Here is a 19,066-nt window from a genome sequence, read left to right as displayed (position 1 = left end):
GAGCGTCATCTGAATCGTTCCTGTGAGTGATTGGACATAGTCCTGAATTCCCGCGGGTATGTGACCCGCGTTAACCTCATTGGATAGTGACGGCCGCGGCTGCCGAACATTTGGGCCAAGGCGCCGACCCTTGGCGCCCGTGCCCGGCAGACCGATCGCTCAGCAGATGCAGGGGAGACAACACAGCATGACCGCAGCGACCATCCCGGGACTGGATTCCGCACCGACCAAGCACGAGGGTCTCCTCGAGTGGGTTCGCGAAGTCGCCGAGCTGACCCAGCCCGACCGGGTCGCGTGGGCCGACGGTTCGGAGGAGGAGTACAACCGGCTCTGCGAGCACCTGGTCGAGGCCGGCACCTTCCAGAAGCTGAACCCCGAAAAGCAGCCGAACTCCTACCTCGCGCTGTCCGACCCGTCCGACGTCGCGCGCGTCGAATCGCGCACCTACATCTGCTCTGAGCGCGAGATCGACGCCGGTCCGACCAACAACTGGATGGACCCGGCCGAGATGCGCGGCATCATGACCGACCTGTACCGCGGTTCGATGCGCGGCCGCACCCTGTGGGTGGTGCCGTTCTGCATGGGTCCGCTGGACGCCGAGGATCCCAAGCTCGGTGTGGAGATCACCGACTCGGAGTACGTCGTCGTGTCGATGCGCACTATGACCCGGATGGGCTCGGCGGCGCTGGAGAAGATCGGCGACGACGGCTTCTTCGTCAAGGCGCTGCACTCGATCGGCGCCCCGCTGGAGCCGGGCCAGGCCGATGTGCCGTGGCCGTGCAACGACACGAAGTACATCACCCACTTCCCGGAGACCCGCGAGATCTGGAGCTACGGCTCGGGCTACGGCGGCAACGCGCTGCTGGGCAAGAAGTGCTACTCGCTGCGCATCGCGTCGGCGATGGCCCACGACGAGGGCTGGCTCGCCGAGCACATGCTGATCCTGAAGCTGATCAGCCCGGAGAACAAGGCGTACTACATCGCCGCGGCGTTCCCGTCGGCGTGCGGTAAGACCAACCTCGCGATGCTGCAGCCCACGATCCCCGGCTGGCGCGCCGAGACCGTCGGTGACGACATCGCGTGGATGCGCTTCGGCAAGGACGGCCGCCTGTACGCGACCAACCCCGAGTTCGGTTTCTTCGGCGTCGCGCCGGGCACCAACTGGGACTCCAACCCGAACGCGATGAAGACGATCGCCGCGGGCAACACCGTCTTCACCAACGTCGCCAAGACCGACGACGGCGACGTGTGGTGGGAGGGTCTGGAGGGCGAGCCTGATCACCTGATCGACTGGAAGGGCAACGACTGGATCCTGCGGGAGACGGAAACCAAAGCGGCGCACCCGAACTCGCGCTACTGCACCCCGATCTCGCAGTGCCCGACGCTGGCCCCGGAGTGGGACGACCCGCAGGGTGTGCCGATCTCGGCGATCCTGTTCGGCGGCCGCCGCAAGACCACCGTCCCGCTGATCACCGAGGCCCGCGACTGGCAGCACGGCGTGTTCATCGGCGCCACCCTGGGCTCCGAGCAGACCGCCGCCGCCGAGGGCAAGGTCGGCACCGTGCGCCGCGACCCGATGGCGATGCTGCCGTTCCTCGGCTACAACGTCGGCGACTACTTCGCGCACTGGATCAACATCGGCAAGAACGCCGACGAGTCGAAGCTGCCGAAGGTGTTCTTCGTCAACTGGTTCCGCCGCGGCGACGACGGTCGCTTCCTGTGGCCCGGATTCGGTGAGAACAGCCGCGTGCTGAAGTGGGCCGTCGAGCGCATCGAGCACAAGGCCGACGGCAAGAGCACCCCGATCGGCATCGTTCCCACCGCTGCCGATCTGGACCTCGAGGGTCTGGACGTGGACGCCGCCGATGTCGACGAGGCGCTGGCCGTCAAGGTCGACGAGTGGCAGGCCGAGGTGCCGCTGATCGAGGAGTGGTTCGAGTTCGTCGGCGAGAAGCTGCCGACCGGCATCAAGGACGAGTTCGACGCGCTGAAGACCCGCCTGGCCGAAGAAAGCTAGCCAAGGCCCCCTGCGCCGCGAGCGTGCGTGTCTGTCCCAGGACACGCCGCTCGCGGCGCTATTTTGCGCACGCTCAGCCGGCGATGACCGCGTGGGCGACCGCCTCGCCGACCTCCTGATCCGTCAGCGCGCTGTCGGGAATCAGGCTGTGCGACAAGATCGCGCGCACCATCACCTCCGTCGACTGCAGGACCGGCAGCCTCAGATGCGCGGCGTCGACCGTCACCGCGGGCGCGACGATGGTCGCGACGGTGTGCACCAGGTTCATCCGTGAATCGCCGACTGCGAGCACGGCGTTGAGCAGCCATTGCGGCTCGTGATCGCGCACGTAGGTGAATGCGTCGTGACGGCGCAGGTAGCGCAACACCGAGACGACGATCGAGGCGACCAGTAGTGACGGGTCGGCGGCGGGATCGATGTCGGCGCGCACCGCGGCGAGCATCAGCTCGATCTCGCGGCGCGCGATCGCCCCGATCAGCCCGTCCTTGTCGCCGAACTCCCGGTAGGCCGTCGCGCGCGACACCTGGGCGTGCGCCGCGACCTGGCTCAGCGTCAGCGAGTCCACGCCGCTGCATGCGATCAGCTGCAGCGCCGACTTCACCATCGCGTCGAACGACCGGGTCGAGGGCATCACCCGCATTTTGCCGCAGCCGACTCGCCGCAGAGGCGTTGACGATCAGCTCCGACTGAGACTACTTTCGGAATCAGTCTCAGAGGCGGGGGAATCGATGACCGATATGTCCGTGGCGCCGTCGGTCGATCTGGCCTCTCTCCCGTCGCTGCGCCGCTACCTCGACCACCTGTCCGGCGACGAACGGCGTTCCGCGCTGGGCCGGCTCGCGGCGCTCTCGCCCGAGGACCTGCTCAGTTTCGGTGCCAGCGAACCGCAGCTCGTCGAGCACGACTACCGGGTCGACGACATCACCGGAACCCTGCCCGACGGGCTCGCCGGGACGCTGTACCGCAACGGCCCCGGACGTTGGCAGGACCACACGGGCCGGCCGCTGCACCACCTGTTCGACGGTGACGGCATGCTGTCGGCGTTCACCATCGACGGCGGGGCGGATGGGGCCGGGGTGCGCTATCGCAACCGCTACGTGCGCACCCGGCACTTCCAGGGCCGCACGGGTGTCACCCACATGGGGACCGCCGCGCCGGGCGGCTGGCGGGCCAACATCGGTCGGGTTCCGCCGAACCTGGCCAACACCGGTGTGGTCGAACATGCCGGGCACCTCTACGCGCTGTGGGAGGCCGGGCCGCCCCACGAAATCGACCCGGACACCCTGGAGACGATCGGGGTTCGTCGCTTCGGCGGTGAATTACGTTGGCTGGGATCATTTTCCGCGCATCCGTGCTTCTGCCCGAGCAGCGGGGCGATGTTCAACTTCGGGGTCGAGCTGGTGCCGCGGCCGCACCTGCGGATCTATCACACCGACCACACCGGACGTCTGCGCCACTTCCGGTCGACGCCGCTGCCGTACCCGGCGATGGTCCACGATTTCGCGCTCACCGAGCGCTATCTGGTGTTCCTGGTGTCGCCGATCCTGCCCGACGCAATGGCGGTGCTGCTGGGGCGTGCGCCGATCGGGGACACCCTGCGCTATCGCCCCGACAAGGGCAGCACGTTCATCCTGGTGCCCCGCGACGGCGGCAGGATCCGCCGCATCGACCACGCCGCGATCCTGCAGTTCCACCTCAGCAACGCCTTCGACGACGGCGGTGACGTCGTCGTCGACGTCATCACCTACAGCGACCCGTGCCTGCTGGAACGCATCGCGCGGTTCCAGACCAGCCCGCTCGACGACGCACCGTCGGTGTTCACCCGGTTCCGGATCACCGCGTCCGGACGGGTGCTCACCGAGCCGCTGTCGGACAACTCGTGTGAGTTCCCGCGGCATCACCCGGCGTACGAGGGGCGGCCGCATCGCTACGCGTACTACAACACCAGGACGCGGCTGTGCGCGTTCTACGACTCGGTCACCAAGCTTGATCTCGTGGACCGCACCGAGCGCACCTACAGCTCACCCGAACCCGGGAACAGCTTCTGCGAGCCGGTGTTCGCGCCGCGCCTGGGTGCCACCGCCGAGGACGACGGCTGGTTGCTGACGGTCGAGTACCGCGCCGCACAGCAGACGTCGCGACTGGTCGTCCTCGATGCCGCGGATCCGAGTCGCGGCCCGCTCGCGACCGCGCAGCTCACCAGCCACCTTCCGCAGGGGTTCCACGGCAGCTTCGTGGCGCGCCGGCGCTGATGCCGCGGCGGGGTTCTTGACACGTGTCAAGTGGATCCAAGTAAAGTCGGCCCATGCAGATCCGTGACACTGCCGTCGCCACGCCCGACAAGCCCGCCGTCATCATGTACCCGTCCGGGACGGTGGTGACGTTCGGAGAGCTCGAAGCCAGGGCCAATCGGTTGGCGCATCTGTTCCGCGACGCGGGACTCGTCGAGGGTGACGCGGTCGCGCTGCTGATGGAGAACAGCGAGCACTTCCACGCCGTGATGTGGGCCGCGCGTCGCGCCGGGCTGTACTACGTCCCGATCAACACCCACCTCACCGCCGCCGAGGTCGCCTACATCGTCGACAACAGCGGCGCCAAGGCGATCGTCGGCTCGGCCAAGCTCGCCGACACCCTCGCCGGTCTCGGGGCCGAACTGCCCAACGGTCTGCCTCCGCTGCTGCTGGTCGCCGGTGGCGAGCTGGAGGGCTGGCAGAGTTATCCCGAGTGTGTGGCCGACAAGCCCGACACCCCGATCGCCGACGAGATCGACGGCGACCTGCTGCAGTACTCGTCGGGCACCACCGGCCGCCCGAAGGGCATCAAACGCGAACTGCCGCATCTGCCGCCGGCCGAGGTGCCCGGCCTGATGTCGGCGCTGGTGTCGTTCTGGATGCACCCCGACGCCGTCTACCTCAGCCCGGCGCCGCTGTACCACACCGCGCCGTCGGTGTGGTCGATGCAGACGCAGGCGGGGGGCATCACCACGGTCATCATGGAGAAGTTCGACGCCGAGGGTGCCCTCGACGCGATCCAGAAGTACAAGGTGACGCACGGGCAGTTCGTGCCGGTGATGTTCACCCGCATGTTGAAGCTGCCCGAGGACATCCGCAGAAAGTACGACGTCTCCAGCCTGGAGCGCGTCATGCACGCCGCGGCGCCGTGCCCGGTCGAGGTCAAGAAGCAGATGATCGACTGGTGGGGGCCGATCGTCGACGAGTACTACGCCTCCTCGGAAGCACACGGTTCGACGTTGATCACCGCCGAGCAGTGGCTGGAGCACCCCGGTTCGGTCGGCAAGCCGCTGACCGGCGTGATCCACATCGTCGGGGAGGACGGCGAGGAGCTGCCGCCCGGGCAGGCCGGTGAGATCTACTTCGAGGGCGGCTACGACTTCGAGTACCTCAACGACCCCGACAAGACCGAGTCGTCGCGCCACCCGAAGGGCTGGAAGACGGTGGGGGACATCGGCTATCTGGACGACGAGGGCTTCCTCTACCTGACCGACCGCAGGCACCACATGATCATCTCCGGTGGGGTGAACATCTACCCGCAGGAAGCCGAGAACCTGCTGGTGACGCATCCGAAGGTGATGGACGCGGCCGTGTTCGGCGTGCCGGACGACGAGATGGGACAGAAGGTCAAGGCCGTCGTGCAGACCGTCGACCCGGCCGACGCCACCGACGAGTTCGCCGAAGAACTCATCGCGTGGCTGCGGGATCGCCTGGCGCACTACAAGTGTCCGCGGTCGCTGTCGTTCGAGGAGCAGCTGCCCCGTACCGACACCGGCAAGCTGTACAAGCAGGAGCTGATCAAGAAGTACTCGTGACCGTCGAACTCGCCGCAGGCATCGTCGTCGGAGTCGGAACACCCACCGACGACGCGACGTTCACGCTGACCGAGGCCGCGACCGACGACCGTCGCGCGGTCACGGTGCCGTCGGTGCCCGATGCGCTCGCCGAGCTGACCGAGCGCTGCGCACGCTGGCCGCAGGCGGCCGCGGTCTGCGACGACGTGCTGCGGGCATTCGACCCGCGCGGTGCCACCTTCACCGGGGTGGTCACCGAATCGCTGGCGTACTCGACGCTGCAGTCCGGACCGGAGTTCGCCCGCTGGCTCGCCGATCGCGGGCCCAGGCAGGTGCCCGAGATCGCCGATCCCGTTGTCGCGGACCGCGACGGCGACCGGCTGACCATCCGGTTCAACCGGCCGCAGCGGCACAACGCGTTCTCCACCGACGCGAGGGCGGCGCTGCTGGAGGCGCTGGAGGTGGCCCGGCTCGATCCGTCGGTGACCGACGTGGTGCTCGCCGGCAACGGGCCGTCGTTCTGCAGCGGTGGCGATCTCGCGGAATTCGGCACGTTCGCCGACCCGGCCAGTGCGCATCTCGCACGCACCCGGCACAGCCCCGCGCTCGTGCTCGACGAGATCACCGCCCGGTTGGGCGGCAGATGCCGTGCGCAGATCCACGGTCAGGTGCAGGGCAGCGGGTTGGAGATGGCGGCGTTCTGCGGGACGGTGTCGTGCCATCCCGATGCGGTGCTCGGCCTGCCCGAGCTGGCGCTCGGCCTGATCCCGGGAGCCGGCGGCACGGTCAGCATCACCCGGCGGATAGGACGTTGGCGCACCGCGTATCTGGTGTTGTCGGGCCGCTCGATCGACGCCGCGACAGCGCTGCGGTGGGGGCTGGTCGACGAGATCGGATCCGCTAGCTCGACCGGCGCAGCGTGACGCGGTAGGTGTACTGCTCGGGCAGGAACTGGCTGACCGCCAGCTCGACCGGGCAGCCCTGATCGTCGGAGTAGAGCCGGTCCACCCGCAGCATCGGATGGCCGGGCCCGCATCCGACCGCCGCCGCGGCGGCCGGGTCGGCCGCGGTCACCGTGATCGACTGCGCGGCTTCGGCGATCGGGTGTCTCAGGTGCGGTTCGAGCAGGCCGATCACGGTGTGCGTGCTGACGGCCCCGGTCGCCAGGTCGGGGGAGTCCAGTACCGCAGTGGCCACCGCCGGAGGCAGGTGAATCGTCGTGTGTCCGAACGCCACACCGTCGTGCAGGCGCCGGAACACCACCGTGTAGACGACGTCGCCGTCGAGGCGCAGCCGACTGGCCGCGTCGATGTCGACGCGGCGGTGCAGACCGTCGAGCACCTCCATCGTGGTGTCGTCGGACAGGCTCATCAGGTCCTCGATGGAACCGAGCTGGCGCAGGTAGCGGCGGCCGTGTTCGCTGGCGTAGCTGCCCCGTCCCGGCACCCGGAAGACGGTGCCGTCGGCGACCAGATCCTGGAACGCGCGCCGCACCGTCTGGCGTGAAAGTCCGTACTTCGCCACGAGTTCGGACTCGGTGGGCAGCCGGATGCCGTCGGGGTAACGCCCGCCCGCGATCTCCTCGCGGAGGCGTTCGCGCAGCACCTGATAGGCGGGGGGCATCAGATACCGCCCCGGGCCACCAACTGTCCGGCGATCACGTTGCGCTGGATCTCGTTGGTGCCCTCGCCGACGATCATCAGCGGCGCATCCCGGAAGTAGCGTTCGACGTCGTACTCGGTGGAGTAACCGTAGCCGCCGTGGATCCGGACCGCGTTCAGCGCGATCTCCATCGCGGCCTCGGACGCGAACAGCTTGGCCATGCCCGCCTCCATGTCGGCGCGCTCGCCGCTGTCGTAGCGGTCGGCGGCATACAGCGTCAACTGACGTGCAGCCGTGAGTTTGGTCGCCATATCGGCGAGGTAGTGCCCGACGGCCTGGTGCTTCCAGATCGGCAGGCCGAAGCTCTCCCGGTCCTGCGCATAGGCCAGCGCGTCCTCCAGGGCAGCCGAGGCGACCCCGAGAGCGCGCGACGCGACCTGGATGCGGCCGGTCTCAAGGCCTTTCATCATCTGCGCGAAGCCCTCGCCCGCTGTGCCGCCGAGGATCGCCGCACCCGGCACCCGGCACCCGTCGAACGACAGCTCGCAGGACTCGACGCCCTTGTAGCCGAGCTTGGGCAGATCCCGTGACACCGTCAGCCCCGGGCTCGGGTTCTCGACCAGCACGACCGAGATGCCCTTGTGCTTGGGGGTGGCGTCGGGATCGGTCTTGCACAGCAGCGCGATCAGCCCCGAGCGGCGGGCGTTGGAGATCCACGTCTTCGCCCCGGAGATCACCAGATCGTCCCCGTCGCGGCGGGCGACGGTGCCCATCGCCTGCAGGTCGGAACCCCCGCCGGGTTCGGTCAGGGCCATCGTCGCGCGAAGCTCCCCGGTGGCCATCGCGGGCAGGTAGCGCTGCTTCTGTTCCTCGGTGCCGAACAGCGTCAGCAGCTTGGCCACCACGGTGTGCCCGCCCATCGCTCCGGCCAGGCTCATCCAGCCCCGGGCCAACTCCTGGGTGACCAGCACGTAGCAGCGGGTCGACACCGGCGTGCCGCCGTAGGACTCCGGGACCGCGAGCCCGTAGATGCCGATCTGCTTCATCTGCTCGATCCACGCCTCGGGATAGGTGTTGGCGTGTTCGACGTCGCGCACGGTGGGTTTCACGTCGCGATCGACGAACGCGCGGACCGTCTCGACCAGCATGGCCTCTTCGCTGTTCAACCCGTCCGTCACAGTGCCCTCCCGGCCCGCCCACATTTGTACGGCCATATTGACACGGCCGCACACCGATGCCAGCATGCCACCCGTGACTTTGTACGGCCAAATGTCCGGTGGCCCCTTCTTCGACGATCTGACCGTGGGGCAGGTGTTCGACTCCGCGCCGTCGATGACGTTGACCCCGGGGGTCGCCGCGACGCATCAGGCGATCCTCGGTGACCGGCTGCGGCTGCCGCTCGACGCCGAGCTGTCGTTCGCGGTGACGGGGGCGGCGGCCCCGCTCGCGCATCCGGCGTTGGTGTGTGACGTCGCGATCGGGCAGTCCACGCTGGTGACACAGCGGGTGAAGGCCAACCTGTTCTATCGCGGGCTGACCTTCCACCGGTTCCCGGTCATCGGGGACACGCTCTACACCCGCACCGAAGTCGTCGGGCTGAAACAGAACTCGGCCAAGCCGGGCCGCGCGCCGACCGGGCTGGCCGCGCTGCGGATGACGACCATCGACGGGGTCGGCCGGCTGGTGCTGGACTTCTACCGCTGCGCGATGCTGCCGCTGAGCGGCGACGACGTGCAGACCGGTCACAACGACGACCTGTCCGCGATCGGCGCCGCGGCCCCGCAGGCGGATCCGGTCTCCGAGTGGGACGCCGACGCGTACCGCTCCCGGGTGCCGGGCCCGCACTTCGACCCCGCACTGGCCGGGACGGTGCTGCGCAGCACGGCCGACGTGGTCAGCAGCGCCCCCGAGCTGGCCCGCCTGTCACTGAACATTGCTGCCACCCATCATGATTCGCGAGTCGCCGGACAGCGGCTGGTGTACGGCGGGCACACCATCGGGCTCGCGCTCGCGCAGGCGTCGCGGCTGCTGCCGAACCTTGTCACCGTGCTCGGCTGGGAGTCCTGCGACCACACCGGCCCGGTGCACGAGAACGACACGCTCTACAGCGAGTTGACCGTCGAGTCCGCCGAGCCCCGCGGGGACGGCCGCGGCGGCACCGTCGCGCTGCGCTCCAAGGTTTTCGTCGCCGCCGCCGATGACGACGACGACGACGACGGCGCGGACCGGCAGGTGCTCGACTGGCGGTTCACCGGCGTCCTGTTCTGATCCGCCGTCCCCGACAATGGAGCGGTGAGCCCGATGCGCGTCCCCGCCGCCGTGCCGGCGCACGCGCAGACCCTGCTGGACGAGGCCGGGTTGCGTGCCGACGCCGCGACGCTGATCGGCGGCCGCGCCGCGCTGTTCGGGTGGCAGCCCGGCAACCGGATTTCGGCGGGTGGCGCGACCCGGCTGCTGCGCGGACCCGACGGGTGGTGCGCGCTGACGCTGTCGCGGCCCGACGACCTGCAGGCCGTACCCGCCCTGCTCGAGGTCGACGACGTGCCCGGCGATCCGTCGGAGGCCATCGGCAGGCGTGCCGCCGAGATAGGGGTGACCACTCTCGCCGAGCAGGCGCGGCTGCTCGGGCTGCCCGTCGGTGTGCTCGGAGAGACCGTCCCGGCACCGATCACGGTGCGCCGCAGCGGAAACCGCGCCACCCCGGGATCGCGCGAACTTCTGGTCGCCGACCTGTCGGCGATGTGGGCGGGGCCGCTGTGCGGGCGCCTGCTGGCCGACACCGGCGCGACGGTCGTCAAGGTGGAGAGCAGGGCCCGGCCCGACGGCCCCCGGCGCGGACCCCGGGAATTCTTCGACTGGATGAACGCCGGAAAACTGTCGTACGAAGCAGATTTCACCGACCCTGTCGGGTTGCGCCGGTTGCTTGCCGCGGCCGACGTGGTGATCGAGTCGTCGCGGCCCGCCGCACTGGGGCGCCATGGCCTGAGCCCGGCGGACATCCCGGCGCGGCCCGGCCGGGTCTGGATCAGGATCACCGGCCACGGCACCGACGGTGCGCGCGCCGGCTGGGTGGCCTTCGGTGACGACGCCGCGGTATCCGGCGGTCTGGTCAGCGGGACCGGTGAGAACCCGCAGTTCTGTGGTGACGCGATCGCCGATCCGCTGACCGGTATCCACGCCGCCGCGGCGGTGCTCGCCGCGCGCAACCGGGGTGGCGGCGAACTGCTGGAGATCTCGATGGCCGCCGTCGCCGCCGAGTACGCGCAACTGCCGCGAGGCGACGACATCGCCTGCACCGCACCACCACCGATCCGAACTACCGCACGAGAACTCGGTGCCGACACCGAGGCCGTGGATCGCATGGTCGGCGACCGGTCGGCGGCATCGTGCTGATCCGCCGTGCCGTGCTGATCGACGGCACCCGAACCGACATCCGGGTCGGGGACACGATCATCGAGGTATGTGACGGGCTCAGACCGAGGCCCGGCGAGGCCGAGTTCGACGCAGCCGGCGGCACCGTGCTGCCCGGGCTGCACGACCACCACATCCACCTGCGGGCCGCCGCGGCCGCGCTGCACTCGGTGCGCGTCGGGCCGGAGAACGTGCGCGGCAAGGACGGTCTCGCCGACGTTCTCACCCGCGCCACCCCCGACGACGAGGGCTGGATCCGCGCCGTCGGCTACCACGACTCGGTCGCCGGACCACTGGACAGACATGTCCTCGACGAGATCGCCGCGGGCACCCCGGTCCGGGTCCAGCACCGAAGCGGTGTGCAGTGGACGCTCAACACCGCCGGGCTGCGCCGGATCGGATCATCCGGGCATCCGGACGGGATTCTGCGTAGTGACGACCCGAGTTGGGCGCTGCCGCACAGTGATCCGGACCTCGACGGGCTCGGACTGCTCCTCGCCCGGTACGGCGTCACCGACGTCACCGACGCGACACCGGATCTCGGTGCGGGCGACATCACCGACCTGCACGAGCGGCTGCCGCAGACGGTGCGCAGCCTGGCGCCGGGGAAACGGATCCTGCACGACGACGATCTGGACCTCGACGCGCTGACCCGCTGGATCCGCCACACCCATTCGGTCGGGGTCCCGGTGGCGCTGCACTGCGTCACCGCCGCCCAGTTGGTGGTCGGGCTGGCGGCGTTCGGCGCGGCGGGCCGGCACCCCCTCGACCGCATCGAGCACGCCGCGGTGGTGCCCGACGGCAGCATCGGCGATCTCGCGGCGAGCGGGATCGCGGTGGTGACGCAGCCGAACTTCGTCGCCGAGCGCGGCGATCAGTACCTCGTCGACGTCCCGGCGGCCGAACACCACGAGCTGTGGCGGCTGGCCGCGCTGCTGCGTGCCGGGGTGCCCGTCGCGCTGTCCACCGACGCGCCGTTCGGCGACGCCGACCCGTGGGCGGCGATGCGGGCCGCCGTGCACCGCCGCACTCGATCGGGCGACGTGCTCGGCCCGGACGAACGTATCGGCGCGGCAACGGCATTGGCGCTGTTCCTGAGCCGCAAGCCGGGCGCACCGGTCGCCGTCGCCCAGGGTGGAGCGGGCAACCTGGTCGTCCTGGAAACCCCGCCGGACGAGGCGCTGGCCGACCTCGACGCCGGCGCGGTCACCGCGACCGTGATCGGCGGCGAGGTCGTCTACCAGCGCTAGGCTGCCGCGGGCGCGAACGCCGTCCGCAGCAGTGCGCATTGACTGCGGAAGAACGCCAGCGACACTTCGGCTTTCGGTGCGATGCCGTCGAAGCCGTGGAACGCGCCCTGCACCACCTCCACCTCGCACGGCACTCCCGCCGCGCGTAACCGCTCGGCGTAGGCGAGGTCCTCGTCGTGGAACAGATCCAGCGTGCCGACACCGACCCATGCGGGCGGCAACCCGGCGAGGTCCTCCCGCCGCGCGGGCACCGCGACGTCGGGATCGGCGTCACCGAGATAGCTGCGCCAACCGAACCGGTTGCTGGCCTGGTTCCACAGCCGGTGTCCCGGATTGTCCAGCCCGCCGCGCAACACGGTGCGGTCGTCGATCATCGGGTACACCAGAAGCTGTGCCGCCAGCGGGATCTCACCGCGGTCACGGGCCAGCAGCGCGAGTGCCGCGGCCAGTCCGCCGCCCGCACTGGCCCCGCCGATCGCGATCCGCGACGGGTCCACCGCGGGCAGCGCAGCCAGCCACTTCAGCGCCTCGTAGCAGTCTTCCAGCGGCACCGGATACGGAAAGTCCGGTGCCAGCCGGTAGTCGACCGACGCGACGGTCGCGCCGAGTTCACGCGCGAACCGCCGGCACAGCACGTCGTCCTGGGCGGCGTCACCGATGACGTACCCGCCCCCGTGGATCCACAGCAGCGCGGGGGTGGTCCCGGCGTCGCCGGCCGGGCGGAACAACCGGACCCCGACACCGGACGGCAGCGTCAGCACCTCGACGTCGTCGGCCGGGGCGCGGCGCCACATCAGCCGCGACGCGCGGCGCAGCAGCGGCAGCGTGACCGGGGTGATGATCTGTCGGGGCAGCATCCGGGCGGCGCGCCGCAGCTCCGGATGGAAGTCGATGCCATGCATCGGATCAGTATGCGTGCGCGACAACGCACTCCGTCAGCGAAGCAGCGGATCTCGTGGCAGACCGAGAATCCGTTCGGCGATCGTGTTGCGGGTGATCTCGGAGGTGCCGCCCGCGATGGTCATGGCCCGGTTGCCCAGGTAGCTGGTCGTCAGTTGCGGAATCTGTTCGGTGACCGCGGCGGTGCCCGCCAGCTCGAACGCCAGCTCCGTCAGGTGCTGGCCGGACTCGGCGACCAGAAGCTTGGTCACGTTGCCCTCCGGGCCGGGCTCGGCTCCCGAGATCGCGCGGGTCGCGCGGCGCAGGTTCAGCAGCTTCAGCGAGTGGATCTCGGCGATCACCTCACCGGCCTGGCGGACGTAGCGTTCCGGTTCGGGGGCGCTGTCGAGCAGCTTGACCAGGTGCGCGGGCGTGGTGCCGGTGGCCCCGCCGGACCCGCCGCCGATCGAGACGCGTTCATTGCCGAGGGTGGCCCGCGCGACCAGCCAGCCCTTGTTCACGTCGCCCACCACGTCGGAGTCGGGCACGAACACGTCGTCGAAAAACACCTCGTTGAAGTGGGCGGTCCCGGTGAGGCCGCGCAGCGGGTTGACCGTGACGCCGTCGGCGGTCATGTCGATCGCCATCATGGTCACCCCGGCGTGCTTCGGGGCGTCCGGATCGGTGCGCACGGTCGCCAGCCCCCACTGGCACATGTGCGCGAGGCTGGTCCACACCTTCTGGCCGGTCACCCGCCAGCCGCCGTCGACCTTCTTCGCCGACGTGCGCACGGCGGCGGCGTCGGATCCGGCGCCGGGTTCGGAGAACAGCTGGCACCACATGCTTTGCCCGCGAAGCACCGGTTCGACCCAGCGCTCACGCTGGTCGTCGGTGCCCGCCTGGGCGATCGTCAGCGCGACCCAGCCGGTGATCCCCATGTCGACGCGCTCGATGCCCGCGGAGCCGAACTCCTCCTCGATGACGAGTTGTTCGAGCACGTTCGCGCCGCGGCCCCACGGCCGCGGCCAGTGCGGGACCAGGTAGCCGGAGTCGACGAGGAAGTCGCGCTGCTGGTCGGCGGGCAGCGACCGGATCTCGGCGGCGGCGGCGCGGGCCTGGCTGCGGTACTGCTCGGCTTCCGCCGGCAGCGTGAACGACGCCCCGTGTGCCTGCCCGCAACGCTGCGCGTCGACGATGTCGACGAGCGGGTCGGCACCGTCGGCCATCAGCGCGGCCAGGGTGCGCGCCCGGCGCAGATACAGGTGCGCGTCATGCTCCCAGGTGAAGCCGATACCGCCGTGCAACTGAATGTTGTTCTGCGCGCTGAACACCTGAGCGCGGATGGCCAGCGCCGCGGCGACCGCCGCGGCGAACCACGCGCCGTCGAGATCATCGGCCCGGGCGGCGTCCCACACCGCGGCCGTCGCCGTTTCGGCGGCCACGAGCATGTTCGCCGCGTGGTGTTTGACCGCCTGGAAGGTACCGATGGTGCGGCCGAACTGCTCGCGCACCTTCGCGTACTCGACGGCCATGTCCAGTGTCGCCCAGCTGACCCCGACCGCCTCGGCCGCGGCGAGGGTGCGGAACACCGTCCTGGCGTTGCGCGCGGCACCGCGCAGCACCCGGTCGGCCGGCACGGACACGCCGCTCAGCGCCACCGAACCGATGCTGCGGGTCGGGTCCAGGGAATCGAGCGGGGTCACCGTGACGCCGTCGGCGGCCGCGTCGACGATCACCACGTCGTCGCCGGTGACCAGCACGAGCAGCGCGGCGTCGGGCGCGCCGAGCACCGCGGGGCTCTGGCCGGTGACGGTGTCGTCGACGGTGAGGGTGCCGGACACGCCGAGCGCCGCCACGGCGGCGCCGGAGGCCAGGTCGGGCAGGGTCGCGGCGCGAACGGCGTCCGGTGCGCACCGGTCGATCACCACCGCCGCGGCGGTGCTGGGCAGGAACGGGCCCGGCGTGAGCCGGCGACCCAGGCATTCGAGCACGACGGCCAGCTCGGAGAGCCCGAAGCCGGAGCCGCCGACGTCCTCGGCCAGCGCCAGACCGGTCCAGCCCAGGTTGGTGGCGGCCGACCAGATGTCCGCCGGGTGCGACGGACCTCCGTCGAGGGTCGCGCGGGCCGCGGCCAGCGCCTGCAGCCTGGTGAGCTGGCCGGATGCGGCGTCCGCCAGGTCCTGGTGGTCGTCGGTGATGGCTAACGTGGACGCGCTCGCGCTCTTGCTCACAGAAGTAAGGCCTTCTTCGCTGAAATTGACGGTCGTCGACCGACGTTATCGGAGGTCACTCTGCCTTCCATCTGTGACCCCGGTCACGAATTGACTACTTCTCAAACTTGAGTAGACAACTTGCTGCGGATTGTCGTTTGAGATCTATGTCACCGGGGTACGCTCGCCGCCATGACCCCAAGACCGGATACGCGGTATCCCGGCCCGACCCTCACCACGCGTTTGGAATGGTTGCTGAACGCGGGGCCGTCGGACTACATGCTGGCCCTCAGCGTCGCCTCCGCGTCGCTGCCGGTGATCGGGAAACATCTTGAGCCGCTGGGCGCGTTGACCGCGGCCGGGGTCTGGGGAGCCCGCCACGCCCCGGATTTCGTCGGGGCCCTGGCGAAGTCGCTGGTAACGCCCAACGACGCCGAAAAGAAGCAGCAGGAGCGCGACTGCACGAATGCCGTCACCGAGGCCGCGCTGCGCGGTGTGGTGTCGCCGAAGGACCTCGAGATCGAGTGGCCCGAGGCCGAGCGGACCCCGCCGGTGTGGAAGATGCGCGAGCACCGGCGCCATGTGCACCGCACCTCGGTGCGTTACGGGCCGCGCCCGACGCAGTTGCTCGACGTGTGGAAGCGCAAGGATGTGTCGTCGGACGCGCCGGTGATGATCTTCGTGCCCGGTGGCGCGTGGGTGCACGGCGGCCGGGTGCTGCAGGGCTACGCGCTGATGTCCCATCTGGCCGAGATGGGCTGGGTGTGTCTGTCGGTGGAATACCGTGTCGCACCCCATAACCCGTGGCCGGCTCACATCACCGACGTGAAGACCGCGATCGCCTGGGCGCGCGCCAACGTCGACAAGTTCGGCGGTGACCGCAACTTCGTCACGATCGCCGGAACCTCGGCCGGCGGCCACCTCGCCGCGCTGGCCGGCCTGACCGCCAACGACCCCGAGATGCAGGGTGAACTCCCCGAGGGTTCCGACACCTCGGTCGACGCGGTCGTCGGGATCTACGGACGCTACGACTGGGAGGACAAGTCCACCGTCGAGCGCGTCCGGTTCATGGATTTCCTCGAGCGGGTGGTCGTCAAGCGCAAGTTCGACAAGCACCCCGATGTGTTCCGCAACGCCTCGCCGATGGCGCGTGTGCATTCCGAGGCGCCGCCGTTCCTGGTGATCCACGGCACCGGCGACAGCGTCATCCCCGTCCATCAGGCGCAGGGCTTCGTCGAACGGCTGCGCAGCGTGTCGCGCTCGGTGGTGGGCTATGTGGAACTGCCCGGCGCGGGTCACGGCTTCGATATGACCGACGGTGCCCGCACCGGAGCGGCGTCGACGGCAATCGGCTTGTTCCTCAACCACATCCATCGAAACCGAAGCCTGATCGGGGCCAAAGAGGTTATATAGTCACCTCCTGTACGGAAGGTGGCACAGTGAAAAGGCTGAGTGGATGGGACGCTGTGCTGCTGTACAGCGAAACCCCGAGCGTCCACATGCATACCCTCAAGCTCGCGGTGATCGAGCTCGACGGTCTCGGCGGCGCGACCTTCGGGGTGGAGGAGCTGCGCAAGGTCATCCACGGCCGGCTCTACAAGCTCGACCCGTTCCGCTACGAACTGGTCGACATCCCGTTCAAGTTCCACCATCCGATGTGGCGGGAGAACGCCGAGGTCGACCTCGATTACCACGTGCGGTCGGTCCGCGTCGAAGCTCCCGGCGGACGCCGTGAACTCGACGAGGCCGTCGGCCGGATCGCGAGCACCCCGCTGAGCCGGGACCGGCCACTGTGGGAGATGTATCTGATCGAAGGCCTGGCGGGCGGCCGCATCGCGGTGCTCGGCAAGATCCACCACGCGCTCGCCGACGGCGTCGCTTCGGCGAACCTGCTCGCGCGTGGGATGGACCTGCAGGACGGTCCGCAGGCCGACCGTGATTCGTACGCAACGGATCCCGCGCCGTCGCGGGGCGAACTGGTGCGGACCGCGTTCAACGACCACCTCCGCCAGATCGGCCGGATCCCGGACGTGATGCGCTACACCGCCGCCGGTATGCGCCGGGTGCGACGCAGCGGCCAGAAGCTCTCACCCGAGCTCACCCGGCCGTTCACTCCTCCGCCGTCGTTCATGAACCACCAGGTCGACGCGACCCGCAGATTCGCCACCGCGACGCTGTCGCTCGACGAGGTCAAGAGCACCGGCAAGGCGCTCGGCGCGACCATCAACGACATGGTGCTCGCGCTGGCGGCCGGGGCGCTGCGAAAGTTGTTGCTGCGCTACGACGGTCACGCCGAGCATCCGCTGCTGGCGTCGGTGCCGGTGAGTTTCGACTTCTCCCGCGACCGGATCTCGGGGAACAGGTTCACCGGTGTGCTGGTCGCGATCCCCGTCGAGTTGGACGACCCGCTGGAGCGGGTGCGCGCCGCGCACGAGGCCGCCGTGATCGGCAAGGAGAGCAACAACCTGCTCGGGCCCGAACTGGTCAGCCGGTGGTCGGCGTACTTTCCGCCCGCGCCCGCCGAGGCGTTGTTCCGCTGGCTGGGGACCAAGGACGGCCAGAACAAGATCATGAACCTGCCGATCTCCAATGTGCCCGGCCCCCGCGAGCGGGCCCGCGTGGGCGGTGCGCTGGTCACCGAGATCTTCTCGGTGGGTCCACTGACCGTCGGCAGCGGCCTCAACATCACCGTGTGGAGCTACGTCGACCAGATCAACATCTCGGTGCTCTCCGACGGCAGGACACTCAAGGACCCGCACGAACTCAGCGGTGCGATGCTCGACGAGTTCGCCGAGATCCGGCGTGCCGCAGGGCTTCCCGCTGAGTTCTCGGTCGTCGACACCGCGATGCCGAACGTGGACTAGTTCCCGGTCACGCCGCGCGCCGGACCGCGGGTTCGGATACGCCCGTCGGCAGCGTGGCCACTTCGGCCTCCCGGCCGCGGTACCGCGCCAGGTAACGTTCGGCCGCGCGGCGGTCGGTGTTGCCGCGGATCGGGTCGAATCCGAGCGCGATGTCGGCGTCGGGATCGGCCGTGGCGATGTAGCGCTTGCGCAGCATGAAGCAGGTCAGCCCCAGCCCGTAACTGGCGACCATCGCGACACCGAACACGATCGCGAGGGTGCTGCTGCCGAGTGCCAGCGACGCGGTGAAGGTCCCCAGGAATACGAAGCCGAACAGGGTCAGCACATAGCCGATCGCCGGCAGCGGTGCAGTGCTCAACGACGTCCGTCGCATGACAACCTCCTCTATCAATACGCTACGAGTAGCGTAGCGCTACGTCCAGTGTAGCGTTGAATCCGCGAACGCGCACCCGTCGAACCAGGAGGTGGACCATGGTCGAGAACGCCGACAGCGCCGACAGGGCCGACGACACGGTCGGGGCCCGCATCCTCGACGCGGCACTGGAACTTCTGCGAGCGCGCGGTCCGAAGGCGGTGACGATGCACGCCATCGTCGACGCGACGGGCATCGCCAAGACCACCATCTACCGGCGCCATCCGAACCGGCGCAGCCTGCTGGCCGCCGCGCTGGAAACGCTCGACGACCGCCCGTCGGTGCCCGCCGACGCCGACCGCGCGCAGCGACTGCGCTGGGTGATCGAGCAGTCCGTCGACGTGATCGCGCGCGGGATCGGCGCCGGAGGATTCGCCGCGCTGCTGACCGACGAGGACCCGGAGTTCAGCGACGCGTTCCGCTCGATCCTGGTGGCCTACCGGCGGCATGCCATCGACGCGCTGGAGGTCGACGCGGCCACCGCCGACACCGTGATCGACGTGATCGTCGGCAGCTACGTCGCCGAACTGGCCCGCACCGGCGCCGTCGGTGACGCCTGGGTCACCCGACTGGCCGCGCTGCTGGACGGAATCCTGCGCGTGTCACAGTGATCGGC

At 69.6% G+C, this 19,066-nt stretch carries 16 protein-coding genes; 10 read left to right on the top strand and 6 right to left on the bottom strand.

The annotated features are described in order from the left end of the window. Positions 1 to 187 precede the first annotated feature (187 nt). A complete protein-coding gene (locus BST38_RS11920) occupies positions 188 to 2,017 on the top strand; it encodes a phosphoenolpyruvate carboxykinase (GTP) (protein ID WP_083143497.1) in 1,830 nt (609 codons plus the stop codon). Positions 2,018 to 2,090: 73 nt separating this feature from the next. Here the strand turns inward: BST38_RS11920 and BST38_RS11915 are convergent, their stop codons facing one another. Beyond that, on the bottom strand, positions 2,091 to 2,648 hold the full coding sequence (locus BST38_RS11915) for a TetR/AcrR family transcriptional regulator (RefSeq protein ID WP_083143573.1): 558 nt from the start codon (positions 2,646 to 2,648) through the stop codon (positions 2,091 to 2,093). A gap of 97 nt (positions 2,649 to 2,745) precedes the next feature. On the opposite strand from BST38_RS11915, the gene BST38_RS11910 reads away from it, so the two are divergent. Genes BST38_RS11910 through BST38_RS11900 form a run of 3 tightly spaced genes read left to right on the top strand, consistent with a single transcriptional unit; the run spans position 2,746 to position 6,745 of the window. Then, positions 2,746 to 4,269 (top strand): carotenoid oxygenase family protein, encoded by a 1,524-nt coding sequence (locus BST38_RS11910; protein WP_083143496.1) that lies wholly within the window; start codon positions 2,746 to 2,748, stop codon positions 4,267 to 4,269. 53 nt (positions 4,270 to 4,322) lie between these two features. Then, a complete protein-coding gene (fadD4, locus tag BST38_RS11905; protein ID WP_083143495.1) occupies positions 4,323 to 5,843 on the top strand; it encodes a fatty-acid--CoA ligase FadD4 in 1,521 nt (506 codons plus the stop codon). Beyond that, a complete protein-coding gene (locus tag BST38_RS11900) occupies positions 5,840 to 6,745 on the top strand; it encodes an enoyl-CoA hydratase/isomerase family protein (RefSeq protein ID WP_083143494.1) in 906 nt (301 codons plus the stop codon). The genes fadD4 and BST38_RS11900 overlap by 4 nt, the downstream gene beginning before the upstream one ends. Here the strand turns inward: BST38_RS11900 and BST38_RS11895 are convergent. Further along, on the bottom strand, positions 6,723 to 7,445 hold the full coding sequence (locus tag BST38_RS11895; protein ID WP_083143493.1) for a GntR family transcriptional regulator: 723 nt from the start codon (positions 7,443 to 7,445) through the stop codon (positions 6,723 to 6,725). The genes BST38_RS11900 and BST38_RS11895 overlap by 23 nt on opposite strands. Continuing rightward, the gene (locus BST38_RS11890) at positions 7,445 to 8,626 is read right to left on the bottom strand and encodes an acyl-CoA dehydrogenase family protein (protein ID WP_435404622.1); all 1,182 of its coding nucleotides are present in this window, start codon (positions 8,624 to 8,626) and stop codon (positions 7,445 to 7,447) included. Before BST38_RS11890 ends, BST38_RS11895 begins: the two co-directional genes overlap by 1 nt. Positions 8,627 to 8,693: 67 nt before the next feature. Here BST38_RS11890 and BST38_RS11885 point away from each other — a divergent pair, with 67 nt between their 5' ends. Genes BST38_RS11885 through BST38_RS11875 form a run of 3 tightly spaced genes read left to right on the top strand, consistent with a single transcriptional unit; the run spans position 8,694 to position 12,085 of the window. After that, the gene (locus tag BST38_RS11885; RefSeq protein ID WP_237160749.1) at positions 8,694 to 9,692 is read left to right on the top strand and encodes a MaoC family dehydratase; all 999 of its coding nucleotides are present in this window, start codon (positions 8,694 to 8,696) and stop codon (positions 9,690 to 9,692) included. 33 nt (positions 9,693 to 9,725) lie between these two features. Then, entirely contained in the window at positions 9,726 to 10,817 is a 1,092-nt protein-coding gene (locus tag BST38_RS11880) for a CoA transferase (protein ID WP_181792092.1), read from the top strand. Further along, the gene (locus BST38_RS11875; RefSeq protein WP_083143490.1) at positions 10,811 to 12,085 is read left to right on the top strand and encodes an amidohydrolase family protein; all 1,275 of its coding nucleotides are present in this window, start codon (positions 10,811 to 10,813) and stop codon (positions 12,083 to 12,085) included. Before BST38_RS11880 ends, BST38_RS11875 begins: the two co-directional genes overlap by 7 nt. Here the strand turns inward: BST38_RS11875 and BST38_RS11870 are convergent. Together BST38_RS11870 and BST38_RS11865 are read right to left on the bottom strand one after the other, a co-directional pair. Further along, on the bottom strand, positions 12,082 to 12,987 hold the full coding sequence (locus BST38_RS11870; protein ID WP_083143489.1) for an alpha/beta hydrolase: 906 nt from the start codon (positions 12,985 to 12,987) through the stop codon (positions 12,082 to 12,084). The genes BST38_RS11875 and BST38_RS11870 overlap by 4 nt on opposite strands. Positions 12,988 to 13,020: 33 nt before the next feature. Continuing rightward, positions 13,021 to 15,195 (bottom strand): acyl-CoA dehydrogenase family protein, encoded by a 2,175-nt coding sequence (locus tag BST38_RS11865; RefSeq protein WP_083143488.1) that lies wholly within the window; start codon positions 15,193 to 15,195, stop codon positions 13,021 to 13,023. A 171-nt stretch (positions 15,196 to 15,366) separates the two neighbouring features. Here BST38_RS11865 and BST38_RS11860 point away from each other — a divergent pair, with 171 nt between their 5' ends. Together BST38_RS11860 and BST38_RS11855 are read left to right on the top strand one after the other, a co-directional pair. Next, positions 15,367 to 16,587 carry an alpha/beta hydrolase gene (locus BST38_RS11860; protein WP_083143487.1) on the top strand — a complete coding sequence of 407 codons (1,221 nt, stop codon included), beginning with the start codon at positions 15,367 to 15,369 and terminating at the stop codon, positions 16,585 to 16,587. Between the two features lie 26 nt (positions 16,588 to 16,613). Further along, the gene (locus BST38_RS11855; RefSeq protein ID WP_083143486.1) at positions 16,614 to 18,038 is read left to right on the top strand and encodes a WS/DGAT/MGAT family O-acyltransferase; all 1,425 of its coding nucleotides are present in this window, start codon (positions 16,614 to 16,616) and stop codon (positions 18,036 to 18,038) included. A gap of 7 nt (positions 18,039 to 18,045) precedes the next feature. Here BST38_RS11855 and BST38_RS11850 read toward each other — a convergent pair whose 3' ends face one another. Continuing rightward, complete coding sequence (locus BST38_RS11850; protein ID WP_083143485.1) at positions 18,046 to 18,411, bottom strand: hypothetical protein; 366 nt, start codon at positions 18,409 to 18,411, stop codon at positions 18,046 to 18,048. 98 nt (positions 18,412 to 18,509) lie between these two features. On the opposite strand from BST38_RS11850, the gene BST38_RS11845 reads away from it, so the two are divergent. Beyond that, positions 18,510 to 19,061 (top strand): TetR/AcrR family transcriptional regulator, encoded by a 552-nt coding sequence (locus BST38_RS11845; RefSeq protein WP_083143484.1) that lies wholly within the window; start codon positions 18,510 to 18,512, stop codon positions 19,059 to 19,061. Positions 19,062 to 19,066 lie beyond the last annotated feature (5 nt).

This window comes from Mycolicibacterium parafortuitum (genome assembly GCF_002086815.1).
In the GTDB taxonomy this organism is placed as follows: domain Bacteria; phylum Actinomycetota; class Actinomycetes; order Mycobacteriales; family Mycobacteriaceae; genus Mycobacterium; species Mycobacterium parafortuitum.
Note: the sequence above shows the minus strand (reverse complement) of the source record. Positions and strands in the feature narration are given on the sequence as shown.

What these genes read in the sequence shown, in the direction of transcription:
- BST38_RS11890 (WP_435404622.1), bottom strand. Translation starts at nt 8,626, where the DNA reads ATGTGGGCGGGCCGGGAGGGCACTGTGACGGACGGGTTGAACAGCGAA.
- BST38_RS11850 (WP_083143485.1), bottom strand. Translation starts at nt 18,411, where the DNA reads ATGCGACGGACGTCGTTGAGCACTGCACCGCTGCCGGCGATCGGCTAT.
- BST38_RS11910 (WP_083143496.1), top strand. Translation starts at nt 2,746, where the DNA reads ATGACCGATATGTCCGTGGCGCCGTCGGTCGATCTGGCCTCTCTCCCG.
- BST38_RS11860 (WP_083143487.1), top strand. Translation starts at nt 15,367, where the DNA reads ATGACCCCAAGACCGGATACGCGGTATCCCGGCCCGACCCTCACCACG.
- fadD4 (WP_083143495.1), top strand. Translation starts at nt 4,323, where the DNA reads ATGCAGATCCGTGACACTGCCGTCGCCACGCCCGACAAGCCCGCCGTC.
- BST38_RS11885 (WP_237160749.1), top strand. Translation starts at nt 8,694, where the DNA reads ATGTCCGGTGGCCCCTTCTTCGACGATCTGACCGTGGGGCAGGTGTTC.
- BST38_RS11895 (WP_083143493.1), bottom strand. Translation starts at nt 7,445, where the DNA reads ATGCCCCCCGCCTATCAGGTGCTGCGCGAACGCCTCCGCGAGGAGATC.
- BST38_RS11915 (WP_083143573.1), bottom strand. Translation starts at nt 2,648, where the DNA reads ATGCCCTCGACCCGGTCGTTCGACGCGATGGTGAAGTCGGCGCTGCAG.
- BST38_RS11845 (WP_083143484.1), top strand. Translation starts at nt 18,510, where the DNA reads ATGGTCGAGAACGCCGACAGCGCCGACAGGGCCGACGACACGGTCGGG.
- BST38_RS11880 (WP_181792092.1), top strand. Translation starts at nt 9,726, where the DNA reads ATGCGCGTCCCCGCCGCCGTGCCGGCGCACGCGCAGACCCTGCTGGAC.
- BST38_RS11870 (WP_083143489.1), bottom strand. Translation starts at nt 12,987, where the DNA reads ATGCATGGCATCGACTTCCATCCGGAGCTGCGGCGCGCCGCCCGGATG.
- BST38_RS11920 (WP_083143497.1), top strand. Translation starts at nt 188, where the DNA reads ATGACCGCAGCGACCATCCCGGGACTGGATTCCGCACCGACCAAGCAC.